Annotated in this window: 29 protein-coding genes; 11 read left to right on the top strand and 18 right to left on the bottom strand. The window is 41.0% G+C overall.

From position 1 onward, the window contains the following. Nucleotides 1-273: 273 nt before the first annotated feature. Genes BK120_RS36035 through BK120_RS36025 form a run of 3 tightly spaced genes read left to right on the top strand, consistent with a single transcriptional unit; the run spans nucleotide 274 to nucleotide 1,275 of the window. Nucleotides 274-462, top strand: coding sequence for a hypothetical protein (locus BK120_RS36035; protein ID WP_256710963.1), 189 nt, complete (start codon nucleotides 274-276; stop codon nucleotides 460-462). Beyond that, nucleotides 463-939, top strand: coding sequence for an IS110 family transposase (locus tag BK120_RS36030; protein ID WP_305953897.1), 477 nt, complete (start codon nucleotides 463-465; stop codon nucleotides 937-939). 9 nt (nucleotides 940-948) lie between these two features. After that, on the top strand, nucleotides 949-1,275 hold the full coding sequence (locus BK120_RS36025; protein ID WP_256710962.1) for a hypothetical protein: 327 nt from the start codon (nucleotides 949-951) through the stop codon (nucleotides 1,273-1,275). Here the strand turns inward: BK120_RS36025 and BK120_RS20525 are convergent. Then, nucleotides 1,227-1,718, bottom strand: coding sequence for a MarR family transcriptional regulator (locus BK120_RS20525; RefSeq protein ID WP_076269354.1), 492 nt, complete (start codon nucleotides 1,716-1,718; stop codon nucleotides 1,227-1,229). The genes BK120_RS36025 and BK120_RS20525 overlap by 49 nt on opposite strands. A gap of 298 nt (nucleotides 1,719-2,016) precedes the next feature. Here BK120_RS20525 and BK120_RS20520 point away from each other — a divergent pair, with 298 nt between their 5' ends. Next, nucleotides 2,017-3,042: a nitroreductase family protein gene (locus BK120_RS20520; RefSeq protein WP_144376806.1), complete on the top strand. Its 1,026-nt coding sequence runs from the start codon at nucleotides 2,017-2,019 to the stop codon at nucleotides 3,040-3,042. A 28-nt stretch (nucleotides 3,043-3,070) separates the two neighbouring features. On the opposite strand, the gene BK120_RS20515 is transcribed toward BK120_RS20520, so the two are convergent. Together BK120_RS20515 and BK120_RS35370 are read right to left on the bottom strand one after the other, a co-directional pair. Continuing rightward, on the bottom strand, nucleotides 3,071-3,256 hold the full coding sequence (locus BK120_RS20515) for a hypothetical protein (RefSeq protein WP_144376805.1): 186 nt from the start codon (nucleotides 3,254-3,256) through the stop codon (nucleotides 3,071-3,073). A 545-nt stretch (nucleotides 3,257-3,801) separates the two neighbouring features. Beyond that, nucleotides 3,802-3,954, bottom strand: coding sequence for a hypothetical protein (locus BK120_RS35370; RefSeq protein WP_179089841.1), 153 nt, complete (start codon nucleotides 3,952-3,954; stop codon nucleotides 3,802-3,804). Nucleotides 3,955-4,980: 1,026 nt separating this feature from the next. Between BK120_RS35370 and yjcZ the strand changes: the two genes are divergently transcribed. Beyond that, nucleotides 4,981-5,076: a sporulation protein YjcZ gene (gene yjcZ, locus BK120_RS34945; protein WP_144376804.1), complete on the top strand. Its 96-nt coding sequence runs from the start codon at nucleotides 4,981-4,983 to the stop codon at nucleotides 5,074-5,076. A 75-nt stretch (nucleotides 5,077-5,151) separates the two neighbouring features. Continuing rightward, entirely contained in the window at nucleotides 5,152-5,301 is a 150-nt protein-coding gene (locus tag BK120_RS35365) for a hypothetical protein (RefSeq protein ID WP_179089840.1), read from the top strand. A gap of 546 nt (nucleotides 5,302-5,847) precedes the next feature. On the opposite strand, the gene BK120_RS36020 is transcribed toward BK120_RS35365, so the two are convergent. Next, entirely contained in the window at nucleotides 5,848-5,970 is a 123-nt protein-coding gene (locus BK120_RS36020) for a hypothetical protein (protein ID WP_256710961.1), read from the bottom strand. An 83-nt stretch (nucleotides 5,971-6,053) separates the two neighbouring features. On the opposite strand from BK120_RS36020, the gene BK120_RS20505 reads away from it, so the two are divergent. Beyond that, nucleotides 6,054-7,184 carry a glycosyltransferase family 4 protein gene (locus tag BK120_RS20505; RefSeq protein WP_076269350.1) on the top strand — a complete coding sequence of 377 codons (1,131 nt, stop codon included), beginning with the start codon at nucleotides 6,054-6,056 and terminating at the stop codon, nucleotides 7,182-7,184. Further along, complete coding sequence (locus BK120_RS20500) at nucleotides 7,181-8,176, top strand: phosphotransferase (RefSeq protein ID WP_076269349.1); 996 nt, start codon at nucleotides 7,181-7,183, stop codon at nucleotides 8,174-8,176. The genes BK120_RS20505 and BK120_RS20500 overlap by 4 nt, the downstream gene beginning before the upstream one ends. 646 nt (nucleotides 8,177-8,822) lie before the next feature. On the opposite strand, the gene BK120_RS20495 is transcribed toward BK120_RS20500, so the two are convergent. Beyond that, a complete protein-coding gene (locus BK120_RS20495; RefSeq protein WP_076269348.1) occupies nucleotides 8,823-9,824 on the bottom strand; it encodes a helix-turn-helix transcriptional regulator in 1,002 nt (333 codons plus the stop codon). 430 nt (nucleotides 9,825-10,254) lie between these two features. Next, nucleotides 10,255-11,169 (bottom strand): ketopantoate reductase family protein, encoded by a 915-nt coding sequence (locus BK120_RS20490; protein WP_076269347.1) that lies wholly within the window; start codon nucleotides 11,167-11,169, stop codon nucleotides 10,255-10,257. A 148-nt stretch (nucleotides 11,170-11,317) separates the two neighbouring features. On the opposite strand from BK120_RS20490, the gene BK120_RS20485 reads away from it, so the two are divergent. Beyond that, complete coding sequence (locus tag BK120_RS20485; RefSeq protein WP_076269346.1) at nucleotides 11,318-11,869, top strand: TetR/AcrR family transcriptional regulator; 552 nt, start codon at nucleotides 11,318-11,320, stop codon at nucleotides 11,867-11,869. A 103-nt stretch (nucleotides 11,870-11,972) separates the two neighbouring features. Here BK120_RS20485 and BK120_RS20480 read toward each other — a convergent pair whose 3' ends face one another. The 4 genes from BK120_RS20480 to BK120_RS20465 all read right to left on the bottom strand — a co-directional run bounded on the left by BK120_RS20480 (nucleotide 11,973) and on the right by BK120_RS20465 (nucleotide 15,350). After that, nucleotides 11,973-12,650: a stalk domain-containing protein gene (locus BK120_RS20480; RefSeq protein WP_076269345.1), complete on the bottom strand. Its 678-nt coding sequence runs from the start codon at nucleotides 12,648-12,650 to the stop codon at nucleotides 11,973-11,975. 444 nt (nucleotides 12,651-13,094) lie between these two features. Further along, nucleotides 13,095-14,045, bottom strand: coding sequence for an alpha/beta fold hydrolase (locus BK120_RS20475; protein ID WP_076269344.1), 951 nt, complete (start codon nucleotides 14,043-14,045; stop codon nucleotides 13,095-13,097). Nucleotides 14,046-14,373: 328 nt separating this feature from the next. Continuing rightward, complete coding sequence (locus tag BK120_RS20470) at nucleotides 14,374-14,670, bottom strand: hypothetical protein (RefSeq protein ID WP_076269343.1); 297 nt, start codon at nucleotides 14,668-14,670, stop codon at nucleotides 14,374-14,376. Between the two features lie 29 nt (nucleotides 14,671-14,699). Then, complete coding sequence (locus BK120_RS20465; RefSeq protein ID WP_076269342.1) at nucleotides 14,700-15,350, bottom strand: phosphatase PAP2 family protein; 651 nt, start codon at nucleotides 15,348-15,350, stop codon at nucleotides 14,700-14,702. 155 nt (nucleotides 15,351-15,505) lie between these two features. Here BK120_RS20465 and BK120_RS36015 point away from each other — a divergent pair, with 155 nt between their 5' ends. After that, nucleotides 15,506-15,634: a hypothetical protein gene (locus BK120_RS36015; RefSeq protein ID WP_256710960.1), complete on the top strand. Its 129-nt coding sequence runs from the start codon at nucleotides 15,506-15,508 to the stop codon at nucleotides 15,632-15,634. Nucleotides 15,635-16,057: 423 nt separating this feature from the next. Here the strand turns inward: BK120_RS36015 and BK120_RS20460 are convergent, their stop codons facing one another. From BK120_RS20460 to BK120_RS20425, 8 genes are all read right to left on the bottom strand, one after another. Beyond that, nucleotides 16,058-16,570 (bottom strand): acyl-CoA thioesterase, encoded by a 513-nt coding sequence (locus BK120_RS20460; RefSeq protein ID WP_076269341.1) that lies wholly within the window; start codon nucleotides 16,568-16,570, stop codon nucleotides 16,058-16,060. Nucleotides 16,571-16,576: 6 nt separating this feature from the next. Next, nucleotides 16,577-17,542: a nucleoside hydrolase gene (locus tag BK120_RS20455; RefSeq protein WP_083682225.1), complete on the bottom strand. Its 966-nt coding sequence runs from the start codon at nucleotides 17,540-17,542 to the stop codon at nucleotides 16,577-16,579. 112 nt (nucleotides 17,543-17,654) lie between these two features. Then, entirely contained in the window at nucleotides 17,655-18,386 is a 732-nt protein-coding gene (locus tag BK120_RS20450; protein ID WP_054024887.1) for a ZIP family metal transporter, read from the bottom strand. 81 nt (nucleotides 18,387-18,467) lie between these two features. Next, the gene (locus BK120_RS20445) at nucleotides 18,468-19,271 is read right to left on the bottom strand and encodes an inositol monophosphatase family protein (protein ID WP_076269340.1); all 804 of its coding nucleotides are present in this window, start codon (nucleotides 19,269-19,271) and stop codon (nucleotides 18,468-18,470) included. Between the two features lie 38 nt (nucleotides 19,272-19,309). Then, on the bottom strand, nucleotides 19,310-19,687 hold the full coding sequence (locus tag BK120_RS20440; RefSeq protein ID WP_256710959.1) for a glyoxalase superfamily protein: 378 nt from the start codon (nucleotides 19,685-19,687) through the stop codon (nucleotides 19,310-19,312). Nucleotides 19,688-19,830: 143 nt separating this feature from the next. Next, nucleotides 19,831-20,799 (bottom strand): ABC transporter substrate-binding protein, encoded by a 969-nt coding sequence (locus BK120_RS20435; protein ID WP_076269339.1) that lies wholly within the window; start codon nucleotides 20,797-20,799, stop codon nucleotides 19,831-19,833. A gap of 134 nt (nucleotides 20,800-20,933) precedes the next feature. Beyond that, entirely contained in the window at nucleotides 20,934-21,647 is a 714-nt protein-coding gene (locus tag BK120_RS20430; protein ID WP_076269338.1) for an alpha/beta fold hydrolase, read from the bottom strand. A gap of 34 nt (nucleotides 21,648-21,681) precedes the next feature. Further along, entirely contained in the window at nucleotides 21,682-22,077 is a 396-nt protein-coding gene (locus BK120_RS20425; RefSeq protein ID WP_076269337.1) for a GNAT family N-acetyltransferase, read from the bottom strand. Nucleotides 22,078-22,306: 229 nt separating this feature from the next. Here BK120_RS20425 and BK120_RS36290 point away from each other — a divergent pair, with 229 nt between their 5' ends. Further along, on the top strand, nucleotides 22,307-22,960 hold the full coding sequence (locus tag BK120_RS36290; RefSeq protein WP_076269336.1) for a hypothetical protein: 654 nt from the start codon (nucleotides 22,307-22,309) through the stop codon (nucleotides 22,958-22,960). The last annotated feature ends 9 nt before the right edge of the window (nucleotides 22,961-22,969 follow it).

The raw sequence follows: 22,969 nt of genomic DNA, 5'->3' as shown, positions 1-22,969 counted from the left end.
AAATACATTGTTTCCTTCGTTAAACCCAACAAGTTATAAAAAAAAATAAGCCCTACGGCTTATTTGTTCCTCCTTCAAATTTGAGCCGAGATACGGACATATTTATGAACCCACTACTTGAAGTTAATCGCGAAAATGTTTAAACTATCCTGCCTTTAGAATTCCTGTAAAACGAATATTTTGGACTTTGCATGAAAAAGAGCGCCTCTGTAATATGGGAGTTGGAAACGGGTCTACAGCCCTTTTATCTCACCATCAGGAGGTCGCTCTACTGTGAAGTTTAAATCACAGGATAAACAAAATCAACGCATTGAAAACATTTCCTCATTCCATCTTGTTGTCGGAGTAGATATTGCCCAGGAGAATCATGTCGCTCGTGCAGTCAGCTATCGTGGTATTTCTCTGGGTTCGTCGCTAGAATTCGACAGTCATGATGATGGGTTTGGGGGGTTCGGCCTATGAATTCGAGATCTGCTCAAATCATTCAAGCTGAGCAAAGTTATCGTCGGTATGGACCCTACCGGCCACTACTGGTTCAGCCTGGCTCGCTGGCTTTCATCAAAAGGAATTGAGGCTGTTCTCGTAAATCCCCACCTCGTCAAAAAGAACAAGGAAAACCGCGACAATACCCTTTCCAAAAGCGACCACAAAGACGCACTCGTCATCGCAGATATGGTCAAAAATTGTTACTATTCCCCTGTCCGGTTCAACCCAGAAGCCTATGAGGAACTCCGGATTCTCATGGCCAACCGTGACACGGTTACCAAACGACTTAACAGCGCTGTTAATCAGATTCATCGATGGGTAGATATTGTCTTCCCTGAACTATGGCACGTCTTTAAAATCCTTACCTGCACCAGCGCCATTGCTACGTTAAGGCTGTTTCCTCTTCCGAAGGAAATTAGCAGCTTAACGACAGAGAAATTCATTGCCGGCTAGAAGAACTATGTGAAACGCCATGCAGGATTGCATCGAGCCGAGCAGCTCATTGTGCTGTCTAGACGCAGCGTTGGCGCTACGCAGGCACTTAACGCCTACAAGCTTTTAGCCCATTTACTCGAAGAATACGACTTGGCGCACCACCAGCTTGAGCAAATTGAACATGAGCTTCATCATATTCTGGGGCGCATTCCATACGCGCAGAAACTGCTTGAGATTCGCGGTGTAAATGCTGTAAATGCGACCAATCCAAAATTTGATGTTGAATTCTACCTATTTTTTAATGTCTATGCTTCTCCCTTAAACATATCATCACGTTTTTCAATCATCACTTGAAAAAATTTCAGGGAGGCCTGAATTTCAGACTCCGACAATTCATTTAAAACCGATATAAATCTATCCTCCATCAATTCATGCATGGTCGCATGTAATTCATAAATCCTTTTGCCCTTGGGTGAAAGGGTAAAATAGACCTCTTTTTTATTATCAACCATCTGGTTTCGTTTGATAAAACCCTCTTGCAGTAACTTATTACTAATTTTTGAAATGCTGGCTTTGGACAAATTCATTTTTTCTGCAATCGACGTATTGTTAATAGGTTCATTGTTTCCAATGCAATCAATCACATGTACGCTTGTCAAGTTGTTCGGAATGGATGTAATCCCATGTGACTGTGCCAAGCCAGTAAACTCGCTAATCTCTGCTGTAAACATTTGCTCGGTTAGATGAACAAAGTGAAGAAAACGTTCGTATAATGTTCGCTTTAACCCCTCAGACATGATGTTAACTTCCCCTTTACAAAAGCGAATTGCCCCTAGCGATTTTAATATGCGGGCTAACGCTATAAGATTGTCTAAGCCCTATTCCTTATTGTTCACTTATAAATTATTTTATCACGTCATTTCATAGGGATCAACCCTGAAACACCGAATATAAAGAGATATTGACAGCCATTCCGGTTTTATATTATAGTTTCATGGTTAACAATAATAAAAAGAAGGTGTTGCGTTTGACTCGTTCCGATTCATCCACTCAGCCAACTGAAGACTATGCATTTACGATCGAGGGGGTATGACTGTGAATATTGCCAAAACGATAATAGAACGTCGAACCATTCGCAAGTTTAAAGCAGAGCCCGTCCCATTCGAATTGATGAATTCCTTGCTCAAACAAGCTTCAAGTTTATGGAAATCCGAAGCGCCTCAACATTGGCGTTGCATTTATTATGACTCCATGGAATCGCGTTTGCGACTGGCAGAGAGCATGTTTGCCAAAGTAATAGACAGTCAGCTTGGTAAATTGATCCCGTCAAAATTAACGGGATTTCTCACCAAATCCGTGCTTAATACGCCGGTTCATCTGGTTTTTATTGCGGCATCTTCAGAAAATCATCGACAGCGTGACAACAATTATGCCGCCGTCTGCAGCATTATGCAAAACCTTCAATTGGTTGGTTGGGAAAACGGTTTGGGGATGCTCTGGTACACGGACCCATTGCTGAACAATCCGTCATTTTTTAATGAAATTGGCCTGAAGACAGGGGAGAAGTTTGCCGGTATTTTAAATATTGGATACTTTGATAGGTCACCTAAAGGCCGAAAAAGGACACCCGCGGAAATGAACTGGACAGAATTCACAACAGATACAAAACCGCATCTAACTAATGAAGATCGATATATATCTTCTCAAGACATTTTGGAAACATTAAACATCGCTGTTTGGGCACCGAATGATGGACTTCGTGAACCATGGCGTTTTATTTATGTGACCGGCGAAGAAGCCGTTGCTAAACTCGCGCCTTCACATGGGAATACCTCGCTGTCATTACTTATCGTATTGGCAAAAAAAGAAGCTGACCCGCACAAGCAAGGGGAGGATTATGCTGCAGCATGTTGTTTGATTCAGAACTTTCAATTGTTGGCCAACTCTAAAGGCTGGTATGTTCGTCGCACCATGCCGGAATGGATATATGAGCGACGGCTACCGATACCTCTTAAGATAGATCTGCAAGAGAGAATTGTAGCTGTACTGGAAGTTGGGACAGTGGAGCAAATTTCATATTCATCCTCCACTCCCTCTACTTTAAATGTAATACGCCTTTGAATAAATATTAACCTCATTTAAGGAAGCTCTAAAGTGCGATGAAGGGCGAGTGAGCACCCCCGCCGACAAAACAAGTTGGAAACATAAAGGTTTCAAGCTTGGTCAAGCCGATCACAGCTTCAATGATCCAACTCAGTTTTGATTCCCGATTACAAAATAAAAAACTAATCACCGCTGACACCTCGTTTTTATCAATACATCGTTCGGCAATCAAAAGAAAAGGCATTCTCCCGATGCCTTCTCTGCTGCTTATTGTTACTTCTTCACCAATATCAAAGCCAGTGGAGAAGTAAACTTAACTACAGTCAGTGACGGAAATGGGTATCATCAAGCAGGTTCGCCCTCGTCTCCGTCACAAATCCAATATGAAGTTATGTGGTAAAGTAGCGCGAATGCTAGTCGCTTTGGCTAAAAGCAGTACTGCTTACGAACCGATCAAGATATTCCCGCAAGCATATAAAATTAATCCTCATCGGCTCATGTATTCGCAGGATGACAAAACCCGTTGAGACATGGGAGCGAGAATCACTAGGGCGAAGTGGAGACGTGCGCATTATGGAACAATATAGGTGATTCCTATCCACCTTTTATTTCCGCATGCCCAATTCTCCATCCCCCAACCACAGCCTTCTTCATCCTCCTCTTATTTCTTTAACTATAGGATGAAAACCTGCAAATTCATGAGTCCGAGTGAGGAAACTGAATCATTTCGAGGGAGCTTAATAAAAAAAGGCAGCGTTGTGTGCTATTACACTATCGTTACCCGATAGCGGAACTTGAAGTCAGCGTGTACACGTCAGATGATTTGACTTGTTTCGTCTGGTCGCAATACGTACCAACGGAAACCTCATGTAATTTTGCATAAATCACATTATCACGCTGGATGCCATTAACCGCACGGAATAGCGACATTGTGTTTTACTCCAATCCATGGCATACATATTCTTCTCATTCTGGGTCTGCAAAGCAGCTTCGATAACCTTTTCATTTCTTAGATCACTTACATTAACATGAAATTCAAAAGCTTAGTCTTTCATTTCGCTTCCTGCATCAGAGAGCAGTCCGCCCCAATCGTCGCTCGTTTTATATAAGGCTAGTATCATACTGGAACAAACATCCAATCACTACATTCTATCAATACATAGCGTACATGGTAGTCAAAACACAGGGAGGTAAATTGAATAATGCACAATAACATTGGCACGATTCTGGTTCTTTTCATTCTATTAGTCATCATTGCTTGTAGTTGTGGCGTCTTCACCCGTGATGTGCGACGTGATGTGCGACGCGACGAGAGAAGTGACGTGAGAAGTGACGTGAGAAGTGATGTACGTCGGGAAGATAGACGAGAAGAAGGACTAGAAGAGATACCCTTTTTACTACCATTTTTTATTTAATTGCGTAACCTCAGTTCGTTAATTTCTAAAATAGCATTAACGAGAAGGCCCATTCTATGGGCTTTCTTTTTCCAATGAAACTTAACATTCAATGCTGTCCGTCCCTGTAAAAACTGTGGTTCAAACTCTCTAGGTAATCATTCAACAACCGTAAAAATGCCTTTATCCGTTAAGAACTCTATAGCAAAACTAGTCGTCCAGTGGACCTCACAAGGCGAATTCTCCATTTCAATGTTCGTTGCAATACCCCTCGTTAAAAGCGAGAGCGGGTATACAAAACGTTTCATCGTCTCAGTGTGATTTAATAATTCAACCCTTACCCCAACAGCACAGAGTTTCGAACGAGTTTCTTCGTTAAATGCAGCAGTCTTCCCCGCACTGATATTCGACCACCTCTAGGCTGTTCAGTACATTCTAAACCTCTTGTTTGTCCTATCCTTTTATATAAGGCTAATATCATTCAGGAACAAAAATCCAATCACTACATTCTATCAATACATACTCTACATGGTAGTCAAAACACAGGGAGGTGAATTGAATAATGCACAATAACATTGGCACGATTCTGGTTCTTTTCATTCTATTAGTAATCATCGCTTGTAGTTGCAACCGCGACCGCAACCGTAGCAATTACTAATCTATAGACGAAAACTGTGTACGCCAACTATTATAATTTACAAAATACTCAAGACTTAAGGAGGTATAGTGAATAATGCACAATAATATTGGTACGATTCTGGTGCTTTTCATTCTATTAGTGATTATTGCTTGTAGTTGTGGCGTCCTTGGCCGCAATGAGAGAAGAGAAGAAAGAAATGATGAAAGAAGAGTTGAAGGTGTCAACACAGGCTGTAATTACTGAGACTATTAAACTAGCAGCTCTATTTCCACCTTTACCTTCTTACAAAATATAAAATTATTCAAACAGGTTCTATTCAGAAGGCCCATTCTATGGGTCTTTTGCATTCTAATAATTCATATCTAGATCTTCAACATTCAATCTGGTCACTCATTACTGCAAAGCAAACGTCCAATCCCAAAGCATCATCCGCACATATTCTACATAGCGTTTAAAAATTGGGAGGTAATTGATTGATGAGTGAATTTGCAAGTGATTCTAATAGTGTTATTATTCTGGCACTTTTCACTTTGTTCGTGATTATAGCCTTCATTTCATTAATCAGACGGTGTTTATAACTTCAAATCTTTCAAATTAGTTGATATCGCAACATAACCTTCCGGTACAAATGTTTGACTGTCCAATCCTTTTATATAAGGCTAGTATCATACCAGAACAAACATCCAATCACTACGTTCTATTAGCACATACTCTACATGGAATTCAAAACACAGGGAGGCGAATTAAATAATACACAATAAACTTGGCACGATTCTGGTGCTTTTCATTCTATTGGTAATAATCGCTTGTCGTTGCAACGTCCTTGGTCGCAAAGAGAGACGTTACGATAAGCGTGACGAGACAATTTGTTTTCTGAACAACAGCAATGTCTATTAATTGTGTAACATCCATTCGTTAACTCATAACATATCATTAATGAGAAAGTCCATTCTATGGGCCCGTTTCATAAAATATTCGTTGAAAGGAGGACCCTAATGAAAAGTAGAAGGAAACTTAAAGTATGGGTCATGACAAATGAATTTCATCCAAATATTGTTGGGGGGCTCGGTATTGTCGCAACCAGTCTGACTAAAATGCTGAGCAAGATCGACGTAGAAGTTATGGTGTTATGTTCCAGTGGCTTTAAGCAACTTTCGTTTTCGAAACCTGACGGCAGACTGCGAATCATCAGGATTCCCAAAAACTCACGTTACTATAGTCATTACTCTCGAGCGTTCAAAGCGAGTACCGTTCTACGGGCGGCAGTAGCCATGGGCTTCGGCAAACCAGACCTCATTCATGTTCATAGTACGGATTTCGCCGCAGTTGCTTCGGCAGCAGGAAGCTTGTACCGTATCCCGATCATTTATACATGCCATTCATTGGCTTCGAAAGGGATCACTTCGTCGTCTGGAAAAAACCAAGCCAAGCTGTTTCTCACCGCGAAACGGATCGTCGTTCCGAGCAGGTGGCAAGCAAATGAAATCAAGCGGCTGAATACCCGTAAACAAGGCAGAATAACCATCATTCCTCACGGTGTGAAATCCAAGTCAAGGCAAACTAAAGGCTCTCCTACCAACTTGCTCTATGTCGGAAGACTTCTTCCTTCGAAAGGTATTAACCCCTTAATCAAAGCTGTTGCTTTGTTATACCAAAATCACAAGAATGTTAGTTTAACAATCGTCGGAAGCGGCTCAGTGGCTTATCAGAGCAGTCTACATGCCCTCGCAAAACGACATGGCATTGCTGGACGCATTCGTTGGATTAAAAAGAAGCCGAACGAGGCGGTACAGCGGATGTACGCTACTTATGGGGCCGTTATTGTTCCGAGTAAAAAAGAGTCGTTCTGCCTTGTCGCGCTTGAAGCGATGGCGAACGGCGTACCGCTTGTATCCACATTGTCGGGCGGGCTAAAGGAATTTGTGAACACTCGGAATGCCCAAGTTATTCATTCCGTTGATAGCTCCACTATCGCCGGTGCAATCGCAGCGCTGTGGAAAAATCCGGCGAAGAAAAAGCAGCGTTTGACCAACGCCCATTCGACTGCCGCTCGTTATAAATGGCCTACAATCGCTCGCCGCTACAAATCATTATTTATGAACCTGAGGAAGGTGAATTCGCCTTGAGTGAGCAACCGATTTCTAGTATCGCAAAACGATTTGGGATAAAGGCAAGCAGAATAAAGAAAATTCGGAAAGGAATTTATCGGGTCGTAACACCTGGCGGGAAAATATTCAGCTTGAAACGAATGCCAAAGCAGCTTGCGCGTTTACAGTGGACCGACCGAGTCCTGCGACGTGTCCAAAATAGCGGGCCGCTTCTTGCTTGGCGCAATCCACAAATGCCAGAAGGACGAAGGCTTTATGTAATCTCACAAAAAGGAGAGCCTTACGTACTTACACCCTGGATCTCAGGGAGAGAGCCTTCTCCTCGTTCTTTAAGCGATATGCGAGCATGTGGCGTCGCGTTAGCACATTTTCATTTGGCTGGACATTCCGGACTAAGGGGTAAATTCGCTTATAGCAGGATCGGATCATGGCACTCTACTCTTCGTTATCGGCAACGGAATTTACAAAAAAAGATTACCAAGGCAATTAGAAATGGTTTCAGTCCGCCGATTAACCGCTTTGTAAAACAGCACCGCTCAGAAATCTTGCATTATTCGAACCAAGCGGGAGCGTTGCTGCGAAGCAGCGGATATCGATCTTACAGCCGTAATCCGCGCCAAACCGGAGTACTATCACACGGCGATGGGGGTCCCAGCAATTTTATTCTAAATGAGAAAGGAACTTATCTTATCGACTTCGAAACGCTACACGTCGATTTGCGCGCCTACGACCTGTTTCGAGTCATCTATAATTCGTGCAAAGATTACAATTGGAATTTCGAGATTGCTAAGGCTATTCTAACAGGTTACCGCAAGGTAGCAAAACTTAGTAAAACCGATTACGAACTTATTCAAGTCTGGTTACGGTTTCCGTACACTACGTACTTGGTGCTATCTCCTTTTGAGAGGTTTCCTTTAACTACAAGCTGGTTGCAATGGGCGCTTGCATCTGAAAGGAAAATCGGCTCGTTCCTGCAAAAACTTGACAATTATGCCGCAAAGCACAACTAATAGAATTTGTGGAATAATCACTGGTTTGAATTTTTCATTTCCAATGGTCTCGACTTTCTAAAGGGAGTTGTTCTTCCTTTGCAAGCAGTAATTTTAATAGAGTAGGCAGCTCCCAATTCAGTATGCTGTATAAGCGAACTGTTTGGTCAACTTATAAACGAAAATAGCGAGCAAACCAATAAGGTCTACTCGCTCTCTCTCCTTATTCTGTCACTTAGCGTAACGACAAAGGGCTGCCACGCGGATTCTCGATTACCTCTTATAACAAAAGGTTGATCTTCATTGTTGAAGATCAACCTTTTGAGGTGATTCTTTTTGTTTTATTCTTGCATATGACATTTCGGACGTTATATTTGATTCAATCCAGTTTTAAATCCAATAATTTTGTTAAACGGCAACAACCTTTTCGATTTCCGGTCAATAAGCGTTTATATTTGCATGATCTTTATTTTGACCATTACGATTTAAGTATTACACAAAATTATTTAAACAATTACTTTCTCCAATCAGATTCCAACCACATAATCTTCTATGTCATTTTGCCTACCAATCAATTCAAAAGAAAAGCATCCATGTTTAATATAAAAAATGAGCCCTCTTGTATAATAAATTATTGATCATCATATCTGATTCGAATTGATTTGCTCTACTTGGATATTCCACCAATCAACTTCTCTAGATTTTCCCTGTCCAGAAAAGGTGCGAGGCTTATGATTTGGTTCGCATCGATGGTGCCGTCTACAACCCGGTCTACCAAACGATTTAATGTCTCTCTGCTAATAAAGGGTGCCAGACTTTGAACGGAATGCCAGCTCAAGCTGCCCTCTTCTGCTTGTTGTACCAACCGATCTACATGTTCCTTACCCAGGAAAGGTGCGAGGCTAATGATCCGGTCCGCATCGATGGTGCCGTCTACAACCCGGTCTACCAAACGACTTAATGTCTCTCTGCTAATAAAGGGTGCCAGACCTTGAACGGAATGCCAGCTCAAGCTGCCCTCTTCAGCTTTTTGTACAAATCGATCTACATGTTCTCTTCCAAGAAACGGAGCAATTCCAACAAGATTGTGCACTTCTAAGGAACCGTCAATCGATTTATCCACCAGTCGGTTTAATGTGTCACTGCTGACGAACGGAGCGAGTCCGGTAATGACATTCCACACAATCTCGCCCTCTTCTGCCTGACGAACCAGTTCATCCAATGTATCAGTTCCAAGGAACGGAGCCAGCCTCATAATCATGTCTAACTTAAAGACGTTGCTGTCTAATCGTTCAGTAACCTTATTTAGAACGCTTGCCTTTACAAACGGTGCTACTTCTACAAGCTCTTCCACCTCCACCTCTCCGGTATTGACCATCGCTGCAACTTGTTCTGGCCTGTTTTCTGCAATCTCCTCAACGATCGTTCCTAGGTGCTGGTGCTCCCGATTTTCTGCGTTTTCTCCTGCATTAATAATGATGTCTACCGTTTTTCCGAATAACCTCGCAAGCTGCGGAAGCGTTCCGATATCCGGTAGCGAGTCGCCCCGTTCCCATTTCGATACCGCTTGATGACTGACATTCAGTTGATCTGCAAGTTCCAATTGGGTCAGATCCTGGTCTTTGCGTAGCTTCGAAATATAAGCTCCAATTTTACGTAAGTCGAGCATCGTATTACCTCCGTAAAAAAATGTACAGTGCGCACCGTCAAATACAGCATAGCATTTCCGCAAACGTGATTCTATCAAGCGTTGGTTGAATTGTCACATCCGCTTTATTCAACTACCGGTAGAATTGTCCTGAATGAAAATCGCCAGAGAGGTTGCCAGAAAATCCCGTAGCATGTACGAGATCTGGAATCCTCCCGACCTACACTACTTTTGTCACTTTCATCTATAGGTTTTTTCTACAAATCATTTCCATTAAACTGCCCGTTCGTTGGCTGAGGTGAATCTTCTTTAAAATACTTTCATGCTAGATAATCGATTTGTTATGTTACTACACAAACATGCATTAATAAGGTATATCTACTTTTTACTTTCTTCTCTTTTAATTGCTGAAAAAAAGTACCATAATATTTTTTTAAAAAAATTACTGAACCTATATTTCCGATTTGATATCATTTTGACTTAAAAATTTCATTAAATCATTACTCAGCTGCACAATCTCATTGTTAGCATTATTCGCATAATCCGGCAACATCATATCCCTAACCATTTCAGTTCGTAGCCATGTCATAAAGAAAAGATCCAAAAATAAGTTTGGAAATTTAAGCACTATTTTAAGCATTGGTGGATCTATTGAAACGCCTGCTTTTTGTATTGCCCTTAGAAGCGCTTTTAAAGTGACTGTTATTTTGCGTGCCGTTTTTCTGGATCTGGCTGTTTTTTTGTCAATGATCTTATTCTCAGAATGCAAAAAGCTCAACATGGCAATGTCTGATACGGCATGAGTGATTAGATACGCCTGCATATCCTTTTTAATAACGTAGGGAATCTTTGCTGTTTTAAATAATTTTGCTAGGTTTTCTATGCGTTCTGTCACTACACCATTAATTTCCCCAAATGCTGTTGCCATTATTATCTTTGGTAGAAATCGAGCATGCAATACTCCATCTTTAATCTGTCCGCCGAAGCCGGGGAAAGCTGGTAAAAGTCTATCCCCTACGATATGCAGCCACGAAGAAAATCCAAATGAATTACTAGACATCGTAACTATATTTTTACTGTGATTATCTTTTAGCGCTAACAACGCGGATTCGGACCGATCATAACGAACGGTAACGAAAATAAAATCGTATATATCGTCATTTTCGAGCGTGTCAATGACATTCACTTGTATCGATCTAACTGTACCTTTTTCTATATATTGCAGGCCGTTTTCTCTTAATGATTTAAATCTATTAGAATGTGCAAACAGGCTAACGTCAAACCCTGCTTCAATAAGCTTAATTGCGTACATGCTCCCGATGACACCTGCACCAAAAATTAAAATTCTTTCTTGTTTTGCTGGCATTAAAACCACCCCTACTTATTAACATTTCCTTTCGATTATCAGACAACATGTTGTATGATGTGATTATAAATCTTCATTATTCCTTGATCAACCATCAGTTTTTTATTATTTGTCGGATGATATTCTTATTCGCTAGTAGGAGGGTAACATGAACAAGCAACCCCAAATAACGGAGAAAACAAGACAAAAGTTTGTAGAAGTTTTTTGTGAGTTATATAGCCAAAAGCCGATTGAGAAAATTTCGATTCAGGAAATTGCGAATAAGTCAGGATATAACCGCAGCACCTTTTATCAATACTTTATCGACATTTACGAATTGTTAGACTCTGTTGAAAATGACTTATTGAATGACATGAAAAAAGAATTGGCGAATAAAGAGTTATCGATGAATACGGTTCAAGATACGCTCTATTGTCTGGACAAAAGAGAACATCTCCTGGTTCTTAATGCCCTTTTGGGTGATTATGGAAGTGCCCGTTTTTTAAAACGCTTAAAAAATGAAATCACATTCGATCAATTAAAATTAAACGTTCCGCAAAACCATTCCTTAACGCCATACTTAATTGAGTTTTACCTGACAACTTCCCTTTCTTTATTTCGTCTTTGGCTCCAGCGTCAAAAGGATTTATCGCCAGAACAATTTTTAAAGTTAGTGGAGAACCTATATTCAAGCGGGATTACTCCCTATTTTAAAGAATGAGTTTGTCATTCAAACCAAAAGAACAAGAAAAAATCTAATGTAATTTCACATCAAAAGAAGCCCACTACGCCTATACGGGCATTGTGGGCTTCTCTGCTTAATCTTACTTGTAAATTGAAGTATCTAACGGAATAATGAACCCGCCGTCAACAGCTTGTGTCACATTTATTGCGATGTTCTTTACTCCAGAAATATCTACCTCAATCGTCTGGAGATCACTATTAGGCGAAATCTTCTCTACTTTTTTAAGGAGCACATTCTTATCATTATCCCTAATTTCAAGAGACTCCACTTCCTTGCCGACTGCAGCGAATTGAAGAACAAGCTTCTGATATTTGCCGTTAGGGCTGAGCGCGGTATATTTAATATTGGAATTAGGTGCGCTGTACAGAACTTCCTTATAATTCTTGCCGCCGTATTTGGTCAGTGCAGGGTCCTTGGTATGCAGACTGGTGTTAAAATCCTCCTGATTCACGGGTATGCCTACCTGCTGTTCGCCAATAATCACCTCTTTGGCTGTCCCGTCATATTTCACCGGAACATCCAGCAGCTCAGACACAGATCGTACCGGAAGATATGTAGTTCCTTTATAAGTAATAGGAAGTACCGCTTTGCCATTGCCATCTTTGAGAGGAGTAATCTCCCCATTCACTCTGATTTTTAAATCTCCGTTTAACAATGCTTTAATTTCTTGGAGATTCGAGCTCGCGAAAGCACCTGTACCCATGCCCACCAAAAGTATCATGGTACCGCATAAAGTCGTAACAACCTTCTTCTTCATTTCTGTTTTCCTCCTCTTGGGATGTCTTCAAATCTAGGAACTCCGGAACAACGGTTATTGAGAGATAATTTCTCTGAAAGATAACGCTACATGTGGTATAGTCTCTGCGTTTTTGGAGTTGAAGATTTTACCATATTATATCACAAAGTCCAATGCTTCATTTCTATTTCTCCCTTCTTCCAAGCTACTGATTAATTCAGTTCTTTCTAAAAGCATAAGCTCCCGAAGGATCACGCTGGCTGTTTATTTCCCTACTTCTCTCATTCCGGCTGTTCACTCTTGTATAGAAAGGTAGAAGATGATTTCAGGTTTTTCAAATCCAAGCTGAAGGATACAAAATCGGGGTTTCTTCTATGTATTATCATACTTTACACGAAAAAAAGCGCTCGCGGCAGTAGTCCAGGAGCGCCTGCTTCATATTCAATTGTATATGGCCGGAACTATCTACTGGCCTTTATTTATATCCTCCATAAAGCTCCTATAGTTTTCCACGATTTCTTTGGACCTTGTATGGTGTAGATAATGCGTGCCTTCAAATGTCATCAATTTTCCATGCACTAAATCTTTTATCTGTTCTTCATGCAATTGTTCCCAGCCTTCAACATCCGTATTATTCGCTTCTAAAAAGAAAATAACAGGAAGGTCTTTCGGGAATTTCGAATTCTCAACAGCGGCAAAATTAGGCTTGAAATTTTCCCCTTCACTAATGATATTGGGATTCATCATATTTTTGAGAGAGATTATTCTAATCTGCTCTCTCATTTCATCATTAACTTCTGGGGCAATAAGCTGATCGTCGGTTAGTTTCGATAACAATCGCAAGAAACCAGTCTTTTTGAGTATTTTATAAACATCTGATGGAAATGGTTCATCCAAACCGCCTTGTGTTGGAACACTGCTGTCTATCCCAACAAATGATGTAACTTCATTCTCATATTTGTTCACATAATCTAGACCGTAAATACCGGCTATAGAGTGGCCCATTAACGTGTAGCGGTTAATATTTAGCTGTTGCAGCGCTTCATGAATTTCTTTCACTATATTTTCAGTAGTACGTTCTTTTTCTGTAACATCACTTAAGCCATACCCAAATGGCTCAATCACGACTACTTTGTAAAATGGTGCTAACTCATCAATTAGTGGTTTGAAATCAAGCGCTGGCGCTCCTGTTCCGTAACCAGGCAGCAGCACAACCGTTTCTTTGCCATCGCCTTGAATCAAAACATTCATATTTTTTCCTTCTACAGGTACAAGCTGACCATAAGATACGATTTTATCTTTGTCCGTTTTATTGCTGATAATATTAACGATAAAAACGACGGCTAGAAAAACTACAATGGCTATAATAATGACAATTACAGCTTTAAGTAAAAATCTTAATATTTTTTTCATCATTCATTTTCTCCCCTTATTCTACATTGTTTGTTTTAACCCATTCAGTTGAATCTCCGATAAATCACCTGCTTATTTATATAGCTTTGCTTTTGTCTTCCTCATTCTAACAAACCACTCTTAGATCTTGTGTAACTCAGTTTTAACTAGACCTTAACTCTTATTCGTTATTGGAGCCAACAATTAAGCTTCCATTAAGATTACAGCAGATAGGTTCGTTCTTCTTCATATTCGGCGAAATCCATACCTGTTTAAACATGTAAAGACCGCCTTTAATCAAAGACGGTCTCATCAAGAATTGCAACGCTATTTGGTTCATTTTCAACTTGAATCATTCTTTTGGAGAAGAGTTGCTTAATTCCTTAAACGCTTCTATAAAAGACGCTGGATCCGCGAATATCATATACGAGAAAACACCTTGCAGCGTGTGCAAATAGAAAATACCGCCATCCCCGCCAATCGGTTTATACGATAAATCGAATACTTCTGTTATTGGAAACTCGCGGTACTTCGTAACAATTTTCTCTTTGTATAAATACATAAGACGTTCATCCACTATTGTTTTTTGTTCTACACTTGTGATTTCTCTCTTCACTTTATAATAACGCTGGATAGCAATACAATTCATATTTACTCCTCAATGCTTCGTCATTATCGTTAACTTTTCAATTTCCGATTCCGTCTATCGAGTACATACTGATACAAACCAATCGATACAGCAAGCCAAGTCCCACTAGCCAAATATCCACCAACAATATCACTTGGAAAATGAACCCCTAAATAAATCCGGCTAATCCCTATCCCCAGAATCATAACTGAACCAACTAAGATCAAAATGACACGCCAATACGCCTTCGGAATATGCTTCCATAATAGAAAAATGATAATCCCGTAAAAAGTGAAAGCGGCCATGGAATGTCCACTCGGAAAACTATAGCCATTTTCTTCAATAATCCGGTAAATCGTAGGCCTAACACGTTGAAAACTCAATTTCAGCACACTATTTAAAATGGTTGATCCAATTAAGATTCCTGCAAAGAAGTACAGTTCTCTTCTATATTGCAACTGTGCTAATACGACTAACATGATGATGGCTAAAACAGAAACCATAACTCCTGATCCAATAAACGAAAAAAACTTCATTATCGCTGTAAGAGTATCAGATTCCGCTCCTTGAACTTTACTGATGATACTCTGATCAAAATTTGCAATTCGCTGATCGCCAATCCAAATGGATATCCATATGAACCCGATTGCACCCATTAAACTAAACAAAAATGCACGTGTAAAAACGAAAGTAAAATTCATCCTGCAGCACTCTCCATACTCTGAATAATTAGACTTAAAAAATGATGTACATACACTACTACGTCTAATTGGACAAACAGGCTCCAATTCATCGACTTTTTGTGGGTATGAAATGGACAGATCCTGCTCACCCTATAATGCTGGAGGTGATGACATTGACAGGAAGAAACAATAAACCTGATAATGATGGACCAGCTTCAAGTCCATCCAGGCTCGATCAATTTGGCGATAAACAAAGCAGAAACGACGAAGCTATACCGAAGAAAAAGGACAAAAGCTGCTAATCTAATGTTTGGGCAGCTCCGTTAAAAAGAGCTGCCTTTACTATCTGAGCGCTTAAATATAAAAAGGGAACAAATGTTCCCTGCTCGCAAAATGAGCATATTGGGGATAAAAACCATTAGTTTTAGTCAATTCACCCAATTTTTAATGCAATATCTTCTATTAGGTTGGCATTAAAGTCAATTTTGCCCAAGATGATGAAAAATATCATCTAATTAGGCAAAATCGTATGAGAACATTTGTTCCACACCCGTATTTCGGATCATTTTTATACATAAATCGATACAAATATGCTGTATTTTCTCTCAATACCCCAAAAAAACAGCAAGCGATTCAACAAATATAATGCTAAACATTAAATTTCATCAAAAAAAAGACCACGACAGCAATTATTATGCTGACGCAGTCTTTTGAGAAATCAAAAATTAATCCCAAGGATAAGTAACCGTCAAAAAGCCAGCAAACTTTTTGCTTTCATCTCTTCTCACCTTGCGCATGTCCGCTCGGTGTTCCGCTGTCTCGAACAGTTTTATCTCCTCATCCGATTCCGGTACAACGATTGGTACAGGAACGGGCTTCCGATTCTCGTCCAGTGCAACAAAGGTTAAAAAAGAGGTTGCTGCAATTTTACGTTCGCCGCTTAATAAATCCTCTTTGATTACTTTCACAAACACTTCTACTGAGGTTCGGCCTGTCCACGTTACGAATGCTTCTAAACATACCGAATCTGAAGGCCTGATGGGATGCAAAAAATCAACAGAGTCTGTGGAGGCGGTCACGACTGAACGCCGGCAATGCTTGGTTGCTGCAATCGAAGCAATATCGTCGATGTAAGCCATTAGTTTCCCGCCAAACAATGTATTGTGATTGTTGACGTCCGGTGGAAATACTCTTGCCGTTTTGTAACATCTGGACTCGCGTGAATGCCTCTGCTCCATTGATGATTATTCCCCTTTTTTAAATACGGATAATAGCTGGGAGATCGCTCTTTCCTGCTCAACTTCCAAACAGAAATCCACAGGACGGCCTACAACCGAACGTACTCTGCGATCCGTAATGATCATCCCTGCCGTCAAACCTTCACCGCAGTCAATAACCGCATTCATCGTTTCTATTTTCACGATAGAAGGATTAATAGCTACAATAACAGCTAACGGATCATGCATTGCGCATTCGCCGTCAAAGTGATTGGAAAATGCATAAAATTCAAAATAACGCTCTAAAGCGACATTTAAGAAATCAAGGATTTCATGTTTATCATCAGCAATCTCGCGTGATAATTGCTCCATATGTGTTTTTGTAAGACGAGTCTTCTGTGTTACATCCAAGCCGACAATTGTAATTGGAAGCTCTGATTCGAATACTAGCGCTGCTGCCTCTGGATCACCGTACAGATTTGCTTCGCTCACTGGTGTAATGTTGCCTGGCGCGAATACTGTTCCCCCCATAATAACGACCTTTTTGAATTTCGTTACAATGGAAGGATCTAGCTGTAGAGCAAGAGCTAGGTTCGTTTGTCTGCCTACAGTTACAAGAATAAGCTCTCCTGGACTCTCATTCACTTTCTGAACGATGAATTCCGCAGCAGATATACCCTCTAGAGGCTTCTGATGAGTTGACGGCAATTCTGCATCGCCGATGCCATTATGTCCATGAATATGAGCGACAGCGCCTGGAAACACACGCTTGAGTGGACCTGAAGCACCCTTCGCAACGGGAACCTCATAACCGCAATTTGCAACTTGAATGACACGCAGCGTGTTTTCCGTAGCTTGTTCAACATCGATATTCCCAAATCCCGTCGTAATACCCTCTACCTTAATCTCTGGTGAAAGCAGTGCATATAAGATGGCTAAAGCATCATCAATGCCTGTATCAACGTCAAGCAACATCCTGTTTATCTTCGACATATTATGATACCTCCCTTTTCTATCGTTCATTGTAAACGAATAAAGCTTGAAAAACCAATTAAAATATAAAGTTTGTGCTTCCCGTCAAAATTACATCTTGGTTTTGGAATGATTAACCAAAGAAATGACTAATATACACCATCACAAGCAGCCCGATGATAAAAGAATAGGTTGCAGAACGTTCATAACCATGTCCATGTGTCTCAGGAATTAGCTCCTTATAGACGATGAACAACATAGCACCAGATGCAAACGCAAGTCCGTAGCCAATAAGCCCAGCCACATAACTTGCGGCAAAATAACCGACTATCGCAGAGACAACCTCCATTAGACCCGTCAAGGTTACGATTAGCATAAGCTTCAGCTTGCTCACCTTGGAATGAATAAGGAAGATGGCAAGGACGAGCCCTTCCGGCATGTTCTGAGCCCCGATTGCAATAGCTACCATCGGTCCAAGTCCGCCATTCGCACTTGCATAACTAAAGCCGGTGCTTAAGCCCTCCGGAATGTTATGGATGATTAATGCAAATATGACGAGCAGCGACTTGCTGTCAAAGGATGAGATCCCTCTTTTTTGCTCAATATCGATATGGGGTAGATTTTTTTCAATGAGGTCAAGCGCAATCACGCCAATTAAAAGTCCTAACGTCAGTGGGATTAGCCCAGATTCTTTGAGAGCTTGCGGCAGCAAGCCAAAGGTAGACGCAGAAACCATAATGCCAGCTGTAAAAGCAATCAATATATCCTTCCATTTTTCCGAAAGACTTTTGACAAAGAGCAGCGGAACCGCGCCTAGCACAGTAGCCATTGCAGAAATAAAGCTTCCTATGAGTGCTTCTACCATGTTGTCTCTCCTTAGCGGGTCGAACACTACCCAAAAACTGTTTCCTTATTTTATACGAATAAAGCGATTTCCATCCTTTTCTTACTTTGCCAGTCCTTCTTTAACAAGGTTCATAAAATACAATTGATGATCAGGGTGACAAGCAATTAAATAAGGCTCTTCATTTACGCCCTTAAATGGATTGCCATCGTAATCAATGACAACGCCGCCCGCTTCCTGAACCATTATGATACCTGAATATAGATCCTCGCCCTCCGAGTTATAAACGATGATTGCATCCAAATCCCCTCTGGCAAGCATCGTCCATTGCAGCGTTGGAGCCCACAGCCGCATCATCCGCTTCGTGTTAACGTCTATGTAATGTCTAAGCGTCACGGCACGTTGTTCATTTTGCACCGCATGACCTTGTATCCAGCCAACTCTCGCTTTTGCAAAAGGCTTTGATTGTTTCATATGTATTGGCCTAGCATTGCATAAAGTGCCTTCGCCTGAGCTTGCCACGTACAAACGATCTGTCATCGGCTCATAAATGACCGCTAACACAGGCTTTAAGTTATAAGAGAGCGTGATCGAGATGCCGAACAACGGCAATCCAACCGCAAAATTATTAGTTCCATCAAGGGGATCGACCAACCACAGCCATTCGCTAGTCAGATCATTCTCGCCATATTCCTCTGATCGAATGCGATGATCGGGGAATACGCTACTAATTTTATTTAGTATGATGCTCTCTGCCAGATAATCGACTTCCGTAACGATATCGCCATGGTCGCCTTTCTCTTCATAATGATCCAATGTTCCAAACTTCTCACGTGTAAGCCGGCCCGCTTCATAAGCTGCAGCAATAGCAACCTCTCTAGCCGTATTTAAAATCAACTGATCCAATATTTCAGCCCCTTCACATGTCTCTTATTCAACCGTATCTAACTAATTTCCTCAGGCTTAGCAGAATAAAAGTGCAGACGATTGCCAAATGGATCTGTAATGCTCACTTGATTCCATTCTTCATCAAAGCCAGGTCTAGCAAAATTATATTTTTTGGCTAACAAATGCTCTTGAAGCGCCTTGGCATTGTCGACTTCAATGCGGATTGCTGAACCAGGCGTACTATCGCCATAATGCTCCGATAAATGGATGACACAATCTCCATTAGAGATTTGCATATAGAGCGGCAAGTCTGGCTCAAAACGATGCTCCCAATCGCATTTAAATTCCAGAAAATTGAAATAAAAGTCTCGTGCTTTCGCTTCATCAAACATGCGAAGAATCGGTACGGTTGATTTCATATGAAAAGTCATCATTATACAACTCCTTTTCCAGTGTCCTATCTTCCATGATTATACATGGATTTCAAAAGGTACGGAAGGCTTGCCACAGAGAAAAGGACTGTACCCCAATGCACAATTCGCGCGGAGGTACAGCCCTTTGTTCAACTCTACTGCTATTATTTCACAATGCTTTCCAATACATCATCAATGACTTGTGAGTAAGCAATCGTACCTGCGTACAACCAGCTTGATGTGCTTGGGTACTCATAAATTTTACCGTTTTTCACAGCAGGGATGTTTTTCCAGATTGGATCGCTTAATGCTTGCGAATCCGCATCTGTGCCGCTGTTAACGAGGAACAAATGGTCAGCATCAAGTTCAGCTAGTTTTTCTAGAGAAATGGCGTTCCAGTTGCCCGTTCCTGTTGCAGAAACTTCTTTTACTACCTCTGGAACAGTCAAACCTAGTTGATTATAAAGAAGATCACCGCTCGATAGCTTTTCACTTACGATATAAAAGTTTCCTTGTACAAACCAAAGAGCTGCAGCTGATTCACCTGGGATTGTGCTTTGCAATTTTTCTTTAGCAGCTTTTGCTTTTGCATCATACTCATCCAAAGCTTTTTGCGCTTCTGCACTCTTTCCAAAAACCTCTCCGACTTTCAGTAAAGTAGCACGCCAGTCTGCAATCAGTTTATCGCCAATGGTGAAGGTTGGAGCAATTTTTGAGTATTGCGCAAATTTATCGCCTTCCACATTCGCATCATATGCCATAAGAATTAGGTCTGGTTCAAAGCTTGTTACAGCTTCGAATGGAAGATCATACGGTATAGTTGGAACATCAGCAAGCGAATCATGCAAGTAATCTTGAATACCGTTAGGAACGGACCACTGAGCAACTGGCTTAATGCCTATAGCTACCAAGTGATCTTCTAAATAAGAAGCGATGACGCGCTGAGGATTAGCTGGAATGGTAACCTCGTTACCTAATGCATCTGTTAGTTTTCTTTCTGTTGGCGCTTCTGTTGGAGCCACTGTAGCAGCAGGTGTATTATTTGTTTTATTACCTCCGCAAGCTGCTAGACAAATGGATAGGACAATCAAACTCATAAATACAAGTACAAATCTCTTGTTGCGGTTAATCACGATAGTTCCCCCTGTAAGACGATATATGGCTGTGAAGTAAAAATAGTTTCACCTCAAAAGTCACCTAATGATAACAATTATCATTTTCATTGTCAACTGGGTTTTCAAGTTGAACCGCAACCGTCCTACTTTTTCTAACGATGCTTGATAAACTGCTCGATTGTTTGATAGAGCTCTTCCTTTTCGTTACCGCGAATATTATGAGCGGACTCAAAAAACTCTTTAACCGTTATATTGCTGAACAGCTGCTTGTAATGAATTAGTTCCGCATCGCTAAGCAAAGATCCATCTAGCATCCCTCTCATAACAAGAACAGGCAGCTTAAGCTTTACATCCAGCTGCAGCTGTGAAGAGTCCCGCTCAATGCCGATAACCGCTTGTTCTCTTATTTTCTCTTCCCGCTTCATCGGCTTCAAATAATTAAAAATATAATCATGACGCCATTCAGCCGACATTTGTTTATGCTCTGCTGGATAATCTTCTAAAATAAGTGATTCTAAGTGATGCTCGTTCGTTTGAGCATAACCAAGTGCATAAGATACACCGCGAGAGTATCCCATCAGATGAAAGCGATCCACGGCTGCAGCTTCAACAACAGCTGAAAGATCTGCTATGTGATCTTTTAGATCATAATGATTAAACGGCGTATCGCTTTGTCCTCTCCCGCGGAACGAGAGAACGATTGCTCTTCGAGGCAATAAATATAACAATAAATCCTCATATTCTTCAGCTGTTTCCGATAACCCTGGGCATATGATTAATGGGGTTAATTTTTGGTCTGCATCTGGTTTTGAATCTAAGTAATGAATATGAACATCTTGATTTATAGCGATTTTCGACTCGATCACTGACTTCCCCCCCTCTCTACGTTTCTAAATAAACTTAACGTTCTCTTGCTATAACAAAGCCTTTATCCGTAGAGGTAAATCCAATTCTCGGGTAATAGTCGACAGCTGAAGGCGCAGACAACAAGACAAGCGACACTTGCGCACCAAGTGTTTGCCTAAGTCGATCTACCAGCTCCTTGCCGATGCCTAATCTTTGGTAGTCGTGATCAATTGCCAAATCAGACAGATAGCAGCAATAGGAATAGTCTGTAATCGCCCGCGCTATTCCGACCAGTTTAATACCGTCCCATGCACTAATAATGATATCTGCATGATCGATCATTTTTTGCAAGCGTTCTAAATCTTGATAGGGTCTTTTAATCCCAGAGCTCGCAAATACTTGCGACAAGTCTTGCGCGGACAAATTTTTATCGTTCTGATAATGTATCATAACTATTCCTCTCTCCTTTGCTTATTGATTCCCATGATTATACATCTTAAGTTGATTATAGGGTAGATTGTTTTTTATAATCCCTTTTACAAATCAAATCATTTTTGAAAACTATGAGAATACGCCTATCTATCCTCTACACTAGCATAATTGGGGTAATCCCTAGTCCCTTTTCTGGCAAAAAGAAATACATATATAGGAGCGATAGCTTTATAGGAGGGATTATATTTTGCTAGCTTCTGCAAAATCACCCACAGTGCAGCTTCAGACTGTGAGCAAGAAACGGAAAAAAATAGTGAGTAAAAAGAGAAATGTCGTTATTCATGGCAAGCTGCACTTACATCATAGCAATGGCAGTCTAAGCAATACGGAATGTAAACCTAAAGTTGTACGGAAACACAAAAAAAGAAAGACTGATCGCTGTCACCTTAAAGTACAGAAAAAGGGATGTGCAAGCGGGCAAAGAGGTTTGCAAGGCCCTGCCGGTCCATCCGGCCTTACAGGTCCTCAAGGCGCAGCAGGAGCACAAGGAGCGGCTGGTGCTGTTGGTCCTCAAGGCATTCAAGGACTACAAGGCGTACAAGGACCACAAGGCGTCCCCGGTCCATTAGGACCGCAGGGTCTTCAGGGTCTTCAGGGTCTTCAAGGCGTTCAGGGTCCCCCGGGACCGTCAAGCGGGTTTGACTTTACAGAGCTCATTACACTGCTTAACGGCTACCTTATTGTTGGTACTCTCATTAATGTCATGACACCGGGACAGCCGACCGGCTTCACTGGAACAGTAATCAGCGTACAATCAACACTTGTCCAATTAAACACGGTCGCAGGTACTTTGATGTTTATCCCGTTTTCCTTCATCACGAACATTGAAACAATTTCATAACTCCCTATG

The organism is Paenibacillus sp. FSL A5-0031, assembly GCF_001956295.1.
In the GTDB taxonomy this organism is placed as follows: domain Bacteria; phylum Bacillota; class Bacilli; order Paenibacillales; family Paenibacillaceae; genus Pristimantibacillus.
This window is presented reverse-complemented; position numbering and strand designations above follow the sequence as displayed.